Source organism: Clostridium sp. DL1XJH146 (assembly GCF_054819755.1).
Genome location: NZ_JBTVVN010000065.1, coordinates 1 through 14,521, shown reverse-complemented (window position 1 = coordinate 14,521; position 14,521 = coordinate 1). Strand labels below are relative to the sequence as shown.

The following is a 14,521-nucleotide window of genomic DNA, read 5'->3' as shown; positions in this document are numbered from 1 at the left end:
GAGCTTATTCTATAGAACCAATTGAACATATCATATTTGATATTGATTCTACGAACTTACAAACTTTTGGTAAACAATATGGCGCAGCCTTTAATTATCATTATGGGTCAAATGGTGATTTAATTAAAGCAGAGCTATGCTCAGAAAATGTTTATACTTCAAGGAAAGTAGTAAGTTTTATTGGCCCAGTACTAAAAAATACTTAAAGGAATATCCAAGTGTAACTAGATGTATTCGTCGAGATAGTGGGTTTGCAGTATCTGGATTATATGAACTTGCGGAGCAACTTGAAACATTATACTCCATTAGATTAAAAGCAAATGCCACTTTATATAAATTAACTTCAAAGTTTGAGAATAAACTAATAGAAAAGTACAAGGGAAATCCATACGATTATCAAGTGATTTATGAGGAATTTCAATATAAAGCATCGAGTTGGGAAAAAAATCGTAGAGTAGAAGTGAAAATAGAAAAACCCGAATGGCAAATAGGTTATCACTATACTTTCGTTGTTACTAATATGACTGTATCACCTAAGAATATTATAAATTTTTATTGCAATCGTGGTACCATGGAAAACTTTACAAAAGGGGGCAAAAATGGTTTTGCTTTCTGTAAAATGAGTAGCAGAAAATATCTAGCTAATGCTAATAAACTACAAGAAATGGTTTTAGCTTATAATTTGAATAACCTATTTAGAAGATTGTGTTTCAGCAAAAACATCAAAGAAAACAGGATTGAGACCATACGTATGAAAATAATAAAAGTAGCAGCTAAAGTAATTAAAACAGGTCGATATTTAAAATTTAAACTTTGTAGCAGCTACGCTTATAAAAAAGAATTTTGGCATATTATTGATAAAATTAATGAACTGCCTTACTTCACATAACATTTAGAAACAATAGAAATAAAATTTAAATCAAAATAGCACCCTACGGGTAAAACATACCCTTTTTTAAGAGTAAAAAATTGTAAGTTCAAATAAATATTAAAACTCACACATAAATACAGAAAAAACTTATATAAAAATAAAAATAGGTCTAAATAACAACCCAATTCATTATAATTAAGTTATTAAATTTAAACCTATGAATAATTCAGGATTAACAATATATTGAAAGTTCACTAAAATGGACTTTGGTAGAAGATAGCATTGCTAATTTGGAATGAGGTAATTGTAAAAATATGCAATAACATTAAAGATTAACAAAGAAATGAATTTTTAATCTGTTCTATTTTTTGCAAGTGATGAACAATTTAATAATTTTGTAATCAATCTTTCTTTTTCCTTGTTATAATATTATAATAGTAAAGTAAGTTAAAAATAGTTTGACAAAGGAGAAATATTATGGCAAGAAAGAAGAAAACTAAAAGGGTATTGATTATTATTTTAATTATTATAGTTTTGATTTTTGCAGGTACAAGCGGATATATTGCATCTAAACTTGGAACAATGAAAAAAGTAGAAATATCAAATACAGTAGAGGATTTAGAAATATCTGAGGAAGCTCAAGAAGTCGCAGAAGAGTACAATGTTACTAATTTTGCTTTTTTTGGTATAGATAGTAGAGATAAAGATTACAAAGGACTTTCAGATGCCATTATGATTGCTACAATCGATAAAGACAATGATAAAATCAAGTTATCTTCTATTATGAGAGATACATATGTAGATGTTACAGGTCATGGTATGACAAAAATTACTCATGCGTACTCTTATGGCGGGGCACAATTGGCTTTGGCTACCATCAACAAAAATTTTGATTTAGACATTAAAAATTTTGTAACAGTAGATTTCTTTGATTTGCAAAACATTATTGATGAACTAGGTGGAGTTACTATAGAGGTAGATAGTTCAGAGATCAAATACATAAATGGTTACATAGATGAGGTAGCTAATATATCCAATATAACAGCACAGCATATAACTACAACAGGTCTCCAAACGTTAAATGGTAGCCAAGCTGTAGCATATTGCCGTATTAGATACACAGCAGGTGGAGATTTTGCTAGATCATCAAGGCAAAGAGAAGTTCTTGAACAATTATTAAATAAATTTGCAACAATGGACAAAACTAAGTTTGTCTCAGTAGCTTCTAATCTTCTTCAGTATGTACAAACTAATATGGATGCAGGAGATATACTTAAAATTGGTACAGATGTACTTCGATCAGGATTCACCAATATAGAGCAAACTAGATTCCCTGTAGACGGAGTAGCTTATGATCTTAAAATAGATGGAGTTTATTACCTAGGGGCTGACTTAGAGAAAACTACAGAACAGATGCATGCTTATATATATGATGATGTGTCTCCGGGAGAAAATAAATATTAGGAGAGCAATGCACAATTCACAATGTACAATGCACAATTGTGGAGGATTTTGCTAAGGCAAAATCTTTGAATTTATAAAAGAAAATTAAGTTTAAAATAACCGAGCTAGGCTCGGTTATTTTTTATATCCCTATTTTTTATTAGTTTTTTCTCTTTCATACATTTCATAGTATTTTTTAAAAACTTCATTATCCTTAAGTCCCAGCAAATACTCAATAAATCCATCTCTCAATTCATCTTTTTTCAAAGCTAACTCTACAGTGGCTTTAAGGAATTCAAGTTTGTTTCCAGCATCATATCTCTTGCCTTCAAAATTATAGGCATACATTTTTTCTTTTGTCATTAGAGTTTTTAAAGCATCAGTTAATTGAATTTCTCCGCCTTTTCCTGGAGTGGTGTGCTCTATTATATTAAATATTTCTGGAGTTATGATGTATCTTCCAAGGATTGCAACATTAGAAGGGGCTTCTTCAATACTTGGTTTTTCTACAAGGTCACTTACAGTATATAATCTATCTGCAATTTGCTTTCCAGCTACTATTCCGTATTTTGAGACATTTTCATCTGATACAGTTTGAACACCTAGTACAGATGCTTGTTTTTCATCAAAGCAATTAATCAATTGCTTTAAGCAAGGGGTTTGACTGTCAACTATGTCATCACCTAACATTACTGCAAAAGGTTCGTTGCCTACGAATGCTTTAGCACAGCCGATAGCATGACCTAATCCTCTTGGTTCTTTCTGTCTTATGTAGTGAAGGCTTACCATATCTGTTATTTCTCTTACCATTTTTAGCATTTCAGTCTTGCCTTTTTCTTCAAGAAGAAGTTCAAGTTCTACTGATTTATCGAAGTGATCTTCTATAGATTTTTTGTTTCTACCGGTTATTATTAAAATATCTTCAATTCCTGAAGCTACAGCTTCTTCAATTATATATTGGAGTGTTGGTTTATCAACTATTGGAAGCATTTCTTTTGGTTGCGCTTTTGTAGCAGGTAAAAATCTAGTACCCAGCCCTGCAGCTGGTATAACTGCTTTTCTTACTTTCATTATAAAAACCACCTTTTTACAATTTATCTTATTCTTTATTCTAATTCTATGTTTACCATAAAAATCCTTCTTTTAAAATAATTTTATATTACAAAATATTAATTTGATTATAATCTAGCCTGTAAATCATGTCTTTCCTCTCTACAATGACCTTTATTTTATCTTTTAAGTCACTATTTTCTGATATTTTTAGTAATAGCTCTTTTGTTGGATTGATAGCTGTGGGGTTACCTACTATATTTAACATTGAATAATCTCCAGCTGTATCGCCATAAGCATAGCTTTTTGATAAGTCAATATTGTAATTATTCACAAAGTAATTTATTGCACGAAGTTTATTTTCACTATCCCACATAGGAAGAACTTCTCCTGTATAGAATTTTTTATTGTCTAGAATATATTCTGTGCCTATATAATCGTTGAAACCATGCTTTCTAGACATAAGTTCCACAAGCTCCGATGGACTTCCAGATATAGTTATCAATATGTGACCATTTTTTCTATGCCATTCAATTCTATCTCTTGTAAATGTATATACTCTATCTCCTTTTTGCTCAATTACTTTCTTGGCAATGAAATCAATTTGAGTTTTGTGTAAACCTTTTATTGCATCTATATATATTTCCGCCATTTTTAATAAATAAATATCGTAGTTACCGATTCTTTTATCCCATTTTATATAGTGTTCCCGAACTTCATTGTACCAACGAGTGCTTTCTATTATTTCTGATTTAATTAGTTTTTTAAATATTTCAGTAATTAGTCCTTCTCTATAAAGTGTCCCATCGATATCGAAAAAAGCAGCAATTTTTTTAGACATATTAACTCTCCTTGTTTAGTATATTCAATTATAGGTTTTTCATAAAAAGAAAAATTTCCTATGTTTATAAATTATTATAATATGATATAATATCTTTATGTTGTTGTTTCTATAATAATATGGAATAAGATAATTATCAAATATTATATTTATAAAAGGTTGAGTTTTAAAGCATTATTAATTTATAAAGTATTGTTTAATTTAAAAGTTTTTATTTATAAGCAATTTAATATATATTAATAGTATTCTAAAGCAAGCCTTATAAAATTGAAGGGAAGGTGTCTTTAATGAAGTATATTAAGCCTATGTATTTCGTTTTTTCTGCGTTTATTGTACAAGCAGTAACCTTATATCTGGTATATGAATCTGTTGATAGTCAAAATTCAAGTCGATTAATGGCTGGAAATCTAGCGTCAATAATTTTAGTAATAATAGCTATTGTGTTTTCAATAATAAAATTAATTTACGATAAAAAGAAAGAAAATGAAAATAAGATTTCTTGGAATGTTATTTTTTGGCTTTTGTGTATTATATTGATTGGAATTTTGGTATCTTCGTACAAATTTATTGAGTTATATCCTGCGATATAATACATTTCAGACAAATTTCATTTTGTTTAAAAGTGATATAACTAAAAATTATTATTGCAAGGATATAGTATATTGTGCTTTCCTAAAACTTAGGTTAGTACTTAAATTAGAGGAGGAATATATATTGAAAGTAATAATCTTAGCAGGCGGAAGTGGTACCAGATTATGGCCACTAAGTAGAGATAGATACCCAAAGCAGTTTATTAAACTACAAGGGGATAAGCCTTCATTATTTCAAGAAACATTCAAGAGAAGTTTATTATTAGCAGATGTGGATGATATATATGTAGTCACCAATGAGAAGTATAAGTTTTTGGTAGCTGGAGCTGTTGAGGAATTAGGTTTTGATTATTGTGAAGATAATATTTTAGTAGAACCTGAAGCAAAGAATACTCTTCCAGCAATTTATGCAGGGGTTCATGAAATAGCTAAAAAAGGCAATGATTCTGTAGTTGTTTTTCCATCAGATCATATGATTTTAAAAACACAGGAATTTATCGAAATAATTAAAGAGTCGGAAGAATTAGCAGAAGATTCTATCATAACCTTTGGTATCAAACCCGATGGTCCAAATACTGGATATGGATATATAGCACCTGGAACTCAAAAATTAAACGGCTATAAAGTGAAGGAATTTAAAGAAAAACCAGAATATGAAGTAGCAGTTACATATGTTGATAACGGCTATTTTTGGAATGCTGGTATATTTATGTTTAATACTGAATTTTTTATTAATGAAGTAAAAGAGCATGCTAAAGAAATATATGATGCTTTTGACGATAGCAAAAATATTAGAGAAGCTTTTAGTAAAATAAACGAAAAGATTTCAGTTGATTATGGCATTATGGAAAAAAGCAAAAATGTTGCAGTAACACCAGTTGATATAGGTTGGAATGACCTTGGTAGCTTTGATGCTTTCTATGATGTGTTTGATAAAGATAAGAATGATAATATCATTGATTGTGATAATATAGTTGTTAATTCTAAAAATAATTTTATATATTCAGAAAAAGGTAAATTAGTTTCCACAGTAGGTGTTGATGATTTAATAATAGTCGATAATAGAGATGCACTTTTAATATGCAAAAAAGATCAATCGCAAAAGGTAAAAGAGATTGTTAATGAATTAAAATCAAGAAATGATATTAGAACAGAGTATCATGTTCAAGATTATAGACCTTGGGGAAGTTATAAAGTACTAGAAGAAGAAAAAGATACCTTTAAGATTAAGAGAATAAAAGTTACTCAAAGCAAAAAATTAAGCTATCATCTACATCATCATAGAAGTGAGCACTGGACAGTTGTTAAAGGTATGGCTAAAGTGACAATAGAAGATGTAGAAAAATTAGTACCTGCAGGTGAAAGTATTTTCATAAAACCAGGTCAAAAACACAGATTAGAGAATCCAGGAAAAACACTACTAGAAATTATTGAAGTTCAAATGGGCGATTATTTGGATGAAGAAGATATAGTAAGATTCAATGATGATTACGGCAGGCATTAAAATGGAGATTTATCACGAGGGGATTAAGGTGATTATATGTCAGAAGTACTAGTAAATGTAACAAGGGGACCTATTGTTGAGAGTTGTCACAGAGGTGATGCTGTAGTTGTAGATAAGAGAGGAAGGGTTCTGAAATATATAGGTAATCCTTATAAGGTAACATACATAAGATCAGCAGGAAAGCCTTTGCAAGCGCTTAATGTAATACTTAGTGGAGCAGCGGAAAGATTTAAGTTTACCGATGCAGAAATTGCTATAATGTGTGCATCTCACTATGGAGAAGACTTTCATAGAAAAACTGTTGAAGGAATACTTAAGAAAATTGGACTAACAATAGATTCATTAAAATGTGGTTCACCTCTTTCAATTAAAGAGGAATATGCTTTGAAACTTGTAGCAGAGCATTTTGAGTTAAATCCAACAAACTCAGATTGTTCAGGTAAACACTCTGGAATGCTTGCAACATGTGTGCATAAAGGGTATGAAATAGAAGATTACGTTAAGAAAGAACATATACTTCAGCAAGAAATTTTAAAAGTTGTAGCTAAAATGTGCGAAATGAAAGAAGAAGATATATATTTAGGAATTGATGGTTGTTCTGTGCCAGTTCATGGAATGCCATTGTATAATATGGCTCTAGGTTTTGCTAAGCTTGCAAATCCAGATAATCTCGAAGATGATTATAAAGATGCATCAAATCGTGTATTTAAGGCTATGAATAACCATCCTGAAATGGTAGCAGGTACCGATGGATTTTGCACAGAACTCATAAAGCATACTAATGGAAAATTAACGGGAAAACTTGGTGCAGAGGGCGTGTATTGTATTGGTTTTAAAGATAAGGATATCGGACTCGCAATTAAGATGGAAGATGGTAACTATAGCAGAGCACTTTGGCCAGCGGTTATGAGATGCCTTGAAGACCTTAATATTCTTGATGAAGATGAACTTAAAGCCCTTGATAAGTTTAGAGTGATGGACAATACTAATACATTTAACACTGTAGTAGGTAAAATAGAGCCTTCATTCCATCTTTGTAGTGCAAAAGGGGTTAAATAAAAGAGTTTGGAGTAAGGTTAAAATCCATTATCTGTAGTTTGAATATTAATTAATACAATGAAATAATAAGGTCACCATTTAATGCTATTAAATGGTGACGAATAATGGATATGGAATTATTAAAACTTTAAATGATTTGTTTGATGAAAAGTTAAAACCAACTACGCAGATAAACTTGATGAGCATATGCAAATCTAGATAGTGAGTGCAAATATATACCACACATAGAAGTTAGATATCAGTCTGACTTAATGAGTGGTATTTTTTTGTTATAATTATTTTTTCTGATTTAATATGATTGATTTAAATATATTAGTTATGTAAAATATTATTAGTGCTATGAATTAGATGCACATACAAGAAAATAAAGGAAGGAAATTAAAAGATGATAAATGTTAAAGAAGAACTAAGTAAATATAAAAAAATAGATATTTCAAAAGAAAATTTAAATAATGAAACTGAAATCATCGTTGCAGTGAATAGTTTTACAAAAAATTTAGAGAGATTTTCAAAAGAGCAATATAAAACAGCTAATAGTATTGATGAGATAATTGAAATATTAGAAGAAAAAATTGAAGATAATGATATAAATAAAGAGTTGATTAGAAATAAAAAGTCTGTGGAGAATGAAAATAAAGAGTTATTAAATGGAGTAATTCAGATAAATGATTTGTTCGAAGATATCTACTTTTATTCTAAAAAAAGTGGTGACGAAAGTTGGAATAGACAAATCAACATTTTGTGGAATAAATTAGCTAGTATCAACTTAAAACTGGGATTAATTCGGATTGGAGATAATGGAGTAGAATTTGATAATAACTTACATAAAGCAGTGGAAGTGAGAGAGGAAAAGTCAGTAGAGAATAACTATATTATAGAAATTGTGAGATATGGTTATATTTATAATAAAGAAATTTTAAGAAAAGAAGAAGTAATTGTAAATCAAAAGAATAAGGAGTTGTAATCATGAGTAAAATTATTGGGATTGACTTAGGAACATCTACATCAGAAATAGCTATTATGGAAGATGGTGAGGTATCGGTTTTAAAAGATAATAATGGCGAGGTTATTATTCCATCAATAGTAGGCTTGGATGACAATGGTAATATTATAGTTGGGGAAAAAGCAAAGGAACAGTTCATATTAAGACCGGAATACACAGTAAGAGAAGTTAAAAGACTAATGGGTTCTGATGAAAAAGTTACTCTTGGAGAAAGTATATTTACTCCGGAGAAAATATCGGCCTTTATTTTGGAAAATTTGAAAGCAATGGCTGAAGATATACTAAAATCGGAAGTTAATCGAGCTGTTATAACGGTTCCAGCATATTTTACAGATGAGCAAAGAAGAGCTACTGTAAAAGCAGGTGAGCTTGCAGGATTAAAGGTTGAGAGAATAATTAACGAACCTACTGCTGCAGCTCTGTCTTATGGAATTGAAAATATGGAAAATGAAGAGCATATATTAGTTTATGATTTAGGGGGAGGAACTCTAGATGTAACTATACTTGAGATGTTCGATGGAGTACTTGAAGTTAAAGCAAGTAGTGGTAACAATCATCTTGGAGGTAAGGATTTTGATGAAGCCATTATGAATGAATTATTTCAAGACTTTGAAAAAGAATATAGTATAGATTTAAGAAAAGATTTAAGAAGCAGTTCTAAAATAAAAGAAGAAGCTGAAAAATGTAAAATAAAACTTAGTAGTGAAGAAGAATATAGCATTGAAATTCCTTTTATAGCTGAAAAAGATGGAAAACCACTATCACTAATTAGGACTTTTACAAAAATAGAATTTGAAGAATTAATAAAACCTTTAATTAATTCTACAGAAAAGCCTATAAATATTGCACTAAAAGATTCAGATCTAACCCCAGATGACATTGATGTAATACTTTTAGTTGGTGGATCAACTAGAATACCAATCGTTAAGGAATTCTTAAAAGAAAAGTTAAATAAGGAACCTAAGAGTTATGTAGATCCAGATTTGGCAGTTGTAAAGGGAGCTGCTATACAAGGGGCAATATTAAATGAAGAATTGTCAGTAGAAAAAGATATACTTATAACTGACGTTTGCCCATATACCTTAGGAATAGAAGTTCTTGATTATATAGGAGGTATGCCAGTACCAGATTGCTATAGTGTTTTAATTAAAAGAAATACAACAATACCTACTATGAAAGAAGAAACATATTATACGGCAGCAGATAATCAAGAAATGGTTGAAATAAAAGTTTATCAAGGGGACAATAAGAAAGCTTCAAGTAATAATTTCATAGGAAATTTTATGTTAACTGGAATTCCAAAAGCATCAGCGGGGAATGAAACTGTAAAGGTTAAATTTAATTATGATGTTAATGGAATTTTGAATGTAGAGGCTACTATTAATTCAACAGGAGAAAAAGCAGGGATAACCATAGAAACTACTGGAGTTTCCATGGAGGAAGAAATTGATGTAAGTAGCTGGGAAGAAGCACCTAAAGCAAAAAAATATAAGAGAACAATAGAAAAAGCAGAGAAATTATTTTTCAAATTGAGCGATACAATAGATAGGCAAGACTTAGAAGAAGCTATAAATGAACTTAAAAAAGCATTAATTAAAGAGGAAGATGATGAACTATTAAAAAAAGTAAAGAGTGACTTAACCGACTTAATGTTTGAGTTGGAGGAATAGGATGAGTAATCAAGAAATGAGTAATTTTTATTACAACAAAGGGCTACAATTATTTAATGGAAACAGAGTATCCAAGGCAGTGATTGAACTTGAAAAATCTTTTAGTATTGATGAAAATAATTATGAGAATTTAAATCTTCTTGGACTATGCTATTATACTTTAGGTGAATTTTATAAATCGAAATTCTATTGGGAATTAAGTAGAATTAAAAATGAGAATGAAGATAATAAAGCTTTGAAATATTTAAATGATATAAATAGCAGTCCGTTTTTAGAAATATGTGATGAATATAATAAAGCTTTAGAATTATGTTCCAATGACAAGTGGTATGAAGGTGCAAAGAAATTAGAAAAAGTACCCTATGATAGTTTTGTTAGTTTTTGTAATCTTTATGGACTATGCAGATATGCAGAAAATCAAAATAGAGAAGCAGTTAAGCAATGGAAAAAAGCTCTTGAATTAGATAAAGACAATAAAGAAGCAAACAATTATTTAATAGAAATAACAGAATACATAGAGGACAAAGGGTTTATATTTAAAAAAATTAAGAGATTATTTACAAAAGACTAGAAATAAACTAGCTTAGGAATAAATTAGATAAGGAGAAAAGTAAATTGATGAAAAATTATTATGAACTACTTGGTGTTGAACAAAATGCAACTAAAAGTGAGATAAAAAAAGGTTATTTTAAAATGGTTAGGAAATTTCCACCAGATAGATATGAAAAAGAATTTATGGAAATTAGAGAAGCTTATGAAACATTAAGTAATGAAAAAACAAAAGAAGAATACGACGCCTTATTGAGTATTCCTGGTATAGCTAAAATTAAATTTGAAAGAGCAAAAGAATTAATAATGGCAAATTATACTAAAGATGCAATCAAAATGCTTGAGGAAATAGAAAAAGGATATCCACAAATTCTTCTTCCAAGACTTCTTTTAGGCAAAGCATATTTATTAAATGGCAATTCAGGAAAAGCAGTCAAATTATATGAAAACTTAGTTGAAGAACAGCCAGAAAATGCATCATTTAGAGGACATTTAGCAAGTGCATATTTATATAGACAATTTAATAGAAAAGCAATAGCTACCTTTAAGAAGGCAATTGAAATTGATGAAGATAATATTTCTTTATGGATTGGACTTACTGATGCCTATATGGTGGTAGATGAGCCTAATAATGCTGATAAAATTTTTAAGAAAGCTCTTAAAATAGGTAAACAAAAGGGATGGGACTTAAGCATAATATACTACAGGCTAATTATGAAAGAAGTAACTTTAGAAAATTATAATAAGGTAGAAGAATATCTTAATAAGTTAGTCCAGTTAATTCGCGATAATGATGAAAGTGACATTAATATACCATGGAAGCTGGCAGAACTTGGTAGAGAGGCGCTGCATTTAGGGAACTCAGGAATTGCTCAGTCAATTATTGATAAAGCGTGTATGTTGCTTCCAGAGGATGAGAATTTAAAAGCTTTAAAACTAGATATTGAGGTGTTTAATAATAATTATGCAGATATGATTTATGAGTTAGCAGAAGACTATAGAATTCCTGAAGAAGTTGAAGCAATAGTAGTTTTGAAAGTTCTTCCAAAAGATGTTACTGATTCTATGGAAGATAAAGAGGCTATAGAGATATCCAATAAAATGGGAATATGTATGAATATAGGTAAAATGAAAATAGGTATCAGAATACTAAAAAAAGATTACCCAGAATTATATAAAGTTGAAAAAGAATTTTTTCAAAGGGTAACAAATAAAAACAAAATAGAAAAACTTACAGAAGAGATAAATGATAGGGCTATGAAAAATCCAATACTTTCAGAGATGATTGAAGAAACAATGCGATCAAAAGGAATTGAGAATTTTTTTGGTGAAGATGATGACTATGATGATGAAGATGATGACTTTGAATTTAATGATCCATTTGGTTTTGAGGATAGGGATATTCCAGAGTGGGTAGAGCCACAAGAACCCTTTATTAGAGAAGAGAAAAAAGTTGGAAGAAATGAGCCGTGTCCTTGTGGAAGTGGGAAAAAGTATAAAAAGTGTTGTGGTAAGTAATAATCTTTTTTTATAGGGCTATATTTTAAACAGTCAATAGTGAAATATGATATTATATTAAAGTCAAATAAAGAAGAAAATTCTAATAAAGTAATCCCAGATTTATCTGTAATATGTGAAAAATCTGGATTAAACGATAAAAATTACATTGGTATACCGCCTCTAATTGTAGAGATTTTATCACCCTCCACTGCTTGGTTTGATATTAGTAAAAAACTAAATTTATATCAAAGATTTGGAGTAAAAGAGTATTGGATTGTGTCACCTAAAAATAAAAGTGTACAGGTTTTTAATTTAAATGAAAGTGGCTTTTATGATGAGCCTACGGATTATTATAATGACGCTACTATAAAGTCTAAAGTATTCAAAGATTTAAAAGTTGAATTAGTGAAAATATTTATTTAGTGAAAATCAACTAGTATAAGATTTAATGATGAGTACGGCAGAAAATAAAAGTTGAATATTTATTGAGCTAAATTCTTTAGAGTAGAGGATTTAGCTCATTTTATTTTTGTGTAATAACCATAATATAGTTTTACTTATTGGGCAATATAATAATGTCTGTAATTCTATATTAGGATTAAAGTCATTAAGAATTAGTATTACAGGTAAAGTTTCTTGTTTTAAGAAACTTTACTAGTAGAAATTAAATAGAAATTAGTGGATAAATTAAAGAAAAGGTGATTATATGAACAAGAGAAAAAAGATTTTAAAATGGAGTTTTTTTGTTAGTTTAGTATTATGTTTTGGTAGTAAAGCAGTATTTGGAATGCCTATGAATCATGAATTAGATAAAGGGGTAGAAACTTTAAGTGGTGGCATGAAAACAATTTATATAACTTTTGATGATGGACCATCTGTAAATAATACAGAGAAAATAATAGACATCTTAGTAGAAAATGATGTTAGAGCTACTTTTTTTGTTATAGGGCAAAGAATTGAGGAATATAGGAGTATAGCAGATAAATTACATAAAAATAATATGTGTATGGCCCCTCATTGCTATAATCACGAATATGAAATACTATTTAGAAGTCTCAATTCATATTCAGAAGATCTAGAAAAATGTGGTTCTCTTATAAAAGAAATTACAGGTAATGAGCCAATACCGTATACTAGGATACCAGGCGGAGCTTATAATACAACTAGTAATAAATATGTATTGCAAGAAATTAGAAGTTATTTGAGTGAAAATGAAATTAATTACGTAGGATGGAATGTTGTATCACAAGATGCACTAGGAAGAAATATACCAGCATATAAGTTAATTAAAAATGTTAAAGATCAAACCGAAAGTTTAAAAGATAATGATAAAGATGGAGTGATAGTACTTCTTATGCACGATTCTTATTATAAAAAAACTACTGTAGAAGCACTGCCTGAAATAATTAGATATTATAAAGAATTGGGATATACATTTAAAACCTTTGATGAAATAACTACTAGTGAGTATAATGAATTACTTAATCTTAAATTGATAAATAAATAGTTTTAAGGCAATGCAGAATTATTATTAAAAGATAATTTGCAATTTGCAATTTGCAATTTGCAATTAAAAGATTAAAGACAAAAGATAAAAGATAAAGGGTTACCTGTTTAAATATGGAATAGTAAATATTTTCATCTTGCTATGGAGGAGTAGGAATGATAAAATTTAGTTACTAAAGTATTGGTGGTGAGTATAATGGATGAAAGAATTATTGATATGTTAAAGCAAATACAAGAAGATATTACTGGTATTAAAAGTGATATGAACATTATGAAAAATGATATTATAGAAGTAAAATCAGATATAGTAGAGATGAAATCAGATATAGTAGAGATGAAATCAGATATAGTAGAAATGAAATCAGATATAGTAGAAATGAAATCAGATATAGTAGAAATGAAATCAGATATAGTAGAAATGAAATCAGAAATAGTAGTTTTAAATAATAAGATTGATGCAGTAAATGAACAGACAGCAGAGATTTCGGAGTTTAGAACTGAGGTAAATGATAAATTTGATAAAATTGATGAAAAAATTGAGTTTATAGCTGATAGAGAATATAAAAATGAAAGAGAACTATTTTATATAAAGAGAAAATTTGATATTGTAAAATAGATAGAAATGAAGAGCTTGTTTTAGTAATGGAATGAAGTTTTGGAGGTGTTATAATGGAACAAATATTACAACAAATACTTGGTGAACTAAAAGACCTTAAACAAGGCCAAGAAAGACTCGAAGGGAAAGTTACTAAACTTGAGCAAGGCCAAGAAAGACTTGAGGGAAAAGTAACAAAACTTGAGGAAGGGCAAGAAAGACTCGAAAGTAAAGTAACAAAACTTGAGGAAGGGCAAGAAAGACTCGAAAGTAAAGTAACAAAACTTGAGGAAGGGCAAGAAAGGCTCGAAAGTAAAGTAACAAAACTTGAGGAAGGGCA

General features: G+C 29.3%; 14 protein-coding genes and 2 pseudogenes. 14 read left to right on the top strand and 2 right to left on the bottom strand.

Annotated elements, in window-relative coordinates; all coding sequences use genetic code 11:
* The 3 genes and pseudogenes from ACVHXK_RS17745 to ACVHXK_RS17735 all read left to right on the top strand — a co-directional run.
* A pseudogene (locus ACVHXK_RS17745) lies at positions 1 to 206 on the top strand (IS1380 family transposase); the annotation flags it as partial.
* Positions 137 to 889 (top strand): transposase, encoded by a 753-nt coding sequence (locus ACVHXK_RS17740; protein ID WP_461207744.1) that lies wholly within the window; start codon positions 137 to 139, stop codon positions 887 to 889. The pseudogene ACVHXK_RS17745 and the gene ACVHXK_RS17740, both read left to right, overlap by 70 nt.
* A 459-nt stretch (positions 890 to 1,348) precedes the next feature.
* Positions 1,349 to 2,335, top strand: coding sequence for an LCP family protein (locus ACVHXK_RS17735; protein WP_461207743.1), 987 nt, complete (start codon positions 1,349 to 1,351; stop codon positions 2,333 to 2,335).
* A gap of 129 nt (positions 2,336 to 2,464) precedes the next feature.
* Here the strand turns inward: ACVHXK_RS17735 and galU are convergent, their stop codons facing one another.
* A complete protein-coding gene (galU, locus tag ACVHXK_RS17730; RefSeq protein ID WP_461207742.1) occupies positions 2,465 to 3,385 on the bottom strand; it encodes a UTP--glucose-1-phosphate uridylyltransferase GalU in 921 nt (306 codons plus the stop codon).
* Between the two features lie 88 nt (positions 3,386 to 3,473).
* Positions 3,474 to 4,205 (bottom strand): HAD family hydrolase, encoded by a 732-nt coding sequence (locus tag ACVHXK_RS17725; protein WP_461207741.1) that lies wholly within the window; start codon positions 4,203 to 4,205, stop codon positions 3,474 to 3,476.
* 287 nt (positions 4,206 to 4,492) lie between these two features.
* On the opposite strand from ACVHXK_RS17725, the gene ACVHXK_RS17720 reads away from it, so the two are divergent.
* The 11 genes and pseudogenes from ACVHXK_RS17720 to ACVHXK_RS17670 all read left to right on the top strand — a co-directional run.
* A complete protein-coding gene (locus ACVHXK_RS17720) occupies positions 4,493 to 4,795 on the top strand; it encodes a hypothetical protein (protein WP_461207740.1) in 303 nt (100 codons plus the stop codon).
* A gap of 124 nt (positions 4,796 to 4,919) precedes the next feature.
* On the top strand, positions 4,920 to 6,299 hold the full coding sequence (locus ACVHXK_RS17715; protein ID WP_461207739.1) for a mannose-1-phosphate guanylyltransferase/mannose-6-phosphate isomerase: 1,380 nt from the start codon (positions 4,920 to 4,922) through the stop codon (positions 6,297 to 6,299).
* Positions 6,300 to 6,335: 36 nt separating this feature from the next.
* Positions 6,336 to 7,358 carry an asparaginase gene (locus ACVHXK_RS17710; RefSeq protein ID WP_461207738.1) on the top strand — a complete coding sequence of 341 codons (1,023 nt, stop codon included), beginning with the start codon at positions 6,336 to 6,338 and terminating at the stop codon, positions 7,356 to 7,358.
* A 385-nt stretch (positions 7,359 to 7,743) separates the two neighbouring features.
* On the top strand, positions 7,744 to 8,322 hold the full coding sequence (gene grpE / locus ACVHXK_RS17705) for a nucleotide exchange factor GrpE (RefSeq protein ID WP_461207737.1): 579 nt from the start codon (positions 7,744 to 7,746) through the stop codon (positions 8,320 to 8,322).
* 2 nt (positions 8,323 to 8,324) lie between these two features.
* A complete protein-coding gene (locus ACVHXK_RS17700) occupies positions 8,325 to 10,031 on the top strand; it encodes an Hsp70 family protein (protein WP_461207736.1) in 1,707 nt (568 codons plus the stop codon).
* 1 nt (position 10,032) lies between these two features.
* Positions 10,033 to 10,602 carry a hypothetical protein gene (locus ACVHXK_RS17695; protein WP_461207735.1) on the top strand — a complete coding sequence of 190 codons (570 nt, stop codon included), beginning with the start codon at positions 10,033 to 10,035 and terminating at the stop codon, positions 10,600 to 10,602.
* 47 nt (positions 10,603 to 10,649) lie between these two features.
* Positions 10,650 to 12,098, top strand: a complete 1,449-nt coding sequence (locus ACVHXK_RS17690) for a DnaJ domain-containing protein (protein WP_461207745.1) — start codon at positions 10,650 to 10,652, stop codon at positions 12,096 to 12,098.
* A 39-nt stretch (positions 12,099 to 12,137) separates the two neighbouring features.
* Complete coding sequence (locus tag ACVHXK_RS17685) at positions 12,138 to 12,503, top strand: Uma2 family endonuclease (protein ID WP_461207734.1); 366 nt, start codon at positions 12,138 to 12,140, stop codon at positions 12,501 to 12,503.
* Between the two features lie 283 nt (positions 12,504 to 12,786).
* A complete protein-coding gene (locus tag ACVHXK_RS17680) occupies positions 12,787 to 13,587 on the top strand; it encodes a polysaccharide deacetylase family protein (protein ID WP_461207733.1) in 801 nt (266 codons plus the stop codon).
* 195 nt (positions 13,588 to 13,782) lie between these two features.
* Positions 13,783 to 14,202 (top strand): hypothetical protein, encoded by a 420-nt coding sequence (locus ACVHXK_RS17675; RefSeq protein ID WP_461207732.1) that lies wholly within the window; start codon positions 13,783 to 13,785, stop codon positions 14,200 to 14,202.
* A gap of 53 nt (positions 14,203 to 14,255) precedes the next feature.
* Positions 14,256 to 14,521, top strand: a pseudogene (locus tag ACVHXK_RS17670) (hypothetical protein); the annotation flags it as partial.

What these genes read in the sequence shown, in the direction of transcription:
- ACVHXK_RS17740 (WP_461207744.1), top strand. Translation starts at nt 137, where the DNA reads ATGCTCAGAAAATGTTTATACTTCAAGGAAAGTAGTAAGTTTTATTGG.
- ACVHXK_RS17735 (WP_461207743.1), top strand. Translation starts at nt 1,349, where the DNA reads ATGGCAAGAAAGAAGAAAACTAAAAGGGTATTGATTATTATTTTAATT.
- galU (WP_461207742.1), bottom strand. Translation starts at nt 3,385, where the DNA reads ATGAAAGTAAGAAAAGCAGTTATACCAGCTGCAGGGCTGGGTACTAGA.
- ACVHXK_RS17725 (WP_461207741.1), bottom strand. Translation starts at nt 4,205, where the DNA reads ATGTCTAAAAAAATTGCTGCTTTTTTCGATATCGATGGGACACTTTAT.
- ACVHXK_RS17720 (WP_461207740.1), top strand. Translation starts at nt 4,493, where the DNA reads ATGAAGTATATTAAGCCTATGTATTTCGTTTTTTCTGCGTTTATTGTA.
- ACVHXK_RS17710 (WP_461207738.1), top strand. Translation starts at nt 6,336, where the DNA reads ATGTCAGAAGTACTAGTAAATGTAACAAGGGGACCTATTGTTGAGAGT.
- grpE (WP_461207737.1), top strand. Translation starts at nt 7,744, where the DNA reads ATGATAAATGTTAAAGAAGAACTAAGTAAATATAAAAAAATAGATATT.
- ACVHXK_RS17700 (WP_461207736.1), top strand. Translation starts at nt 8,325, where the DNA reads ATGAGTAAAATTATTGGGATTGACTTAGGAACATCTACATCAGAAATA.
- ACVHXK_RS17695 (WP_461207735.1), top strand. Translation starts at nt 10,033, where the DNA reads ATGAGTAATCAAGAAATGAGTAATTTTTATTACAACAAAGGGCTACAA.
- ACVHXK_RS17690 (WP_461207745.1), top strand. Translation starts at nt 10,650, where the DNA reads ATGAAAAATTATTATGAACTACTTGGTGTTGAACAAAATGCAACTAAA.
- ACVHXK_RS17680 (WP_461207733.1), top strand. Translation starts at nt 12,787, where the DNA reads ATGAACAAGAGAAAAAAGATTTTAAAATGGAGTTTTTTTGTTAGTTTA.
- ACVHXK_RS17675 (WP_461207732.1), top strand. Translation starts at nt 13,783, where the DNA reads ATGGATGAAAGAATTATTGATATGTTAAAGCAAATACAAGAAGATATT.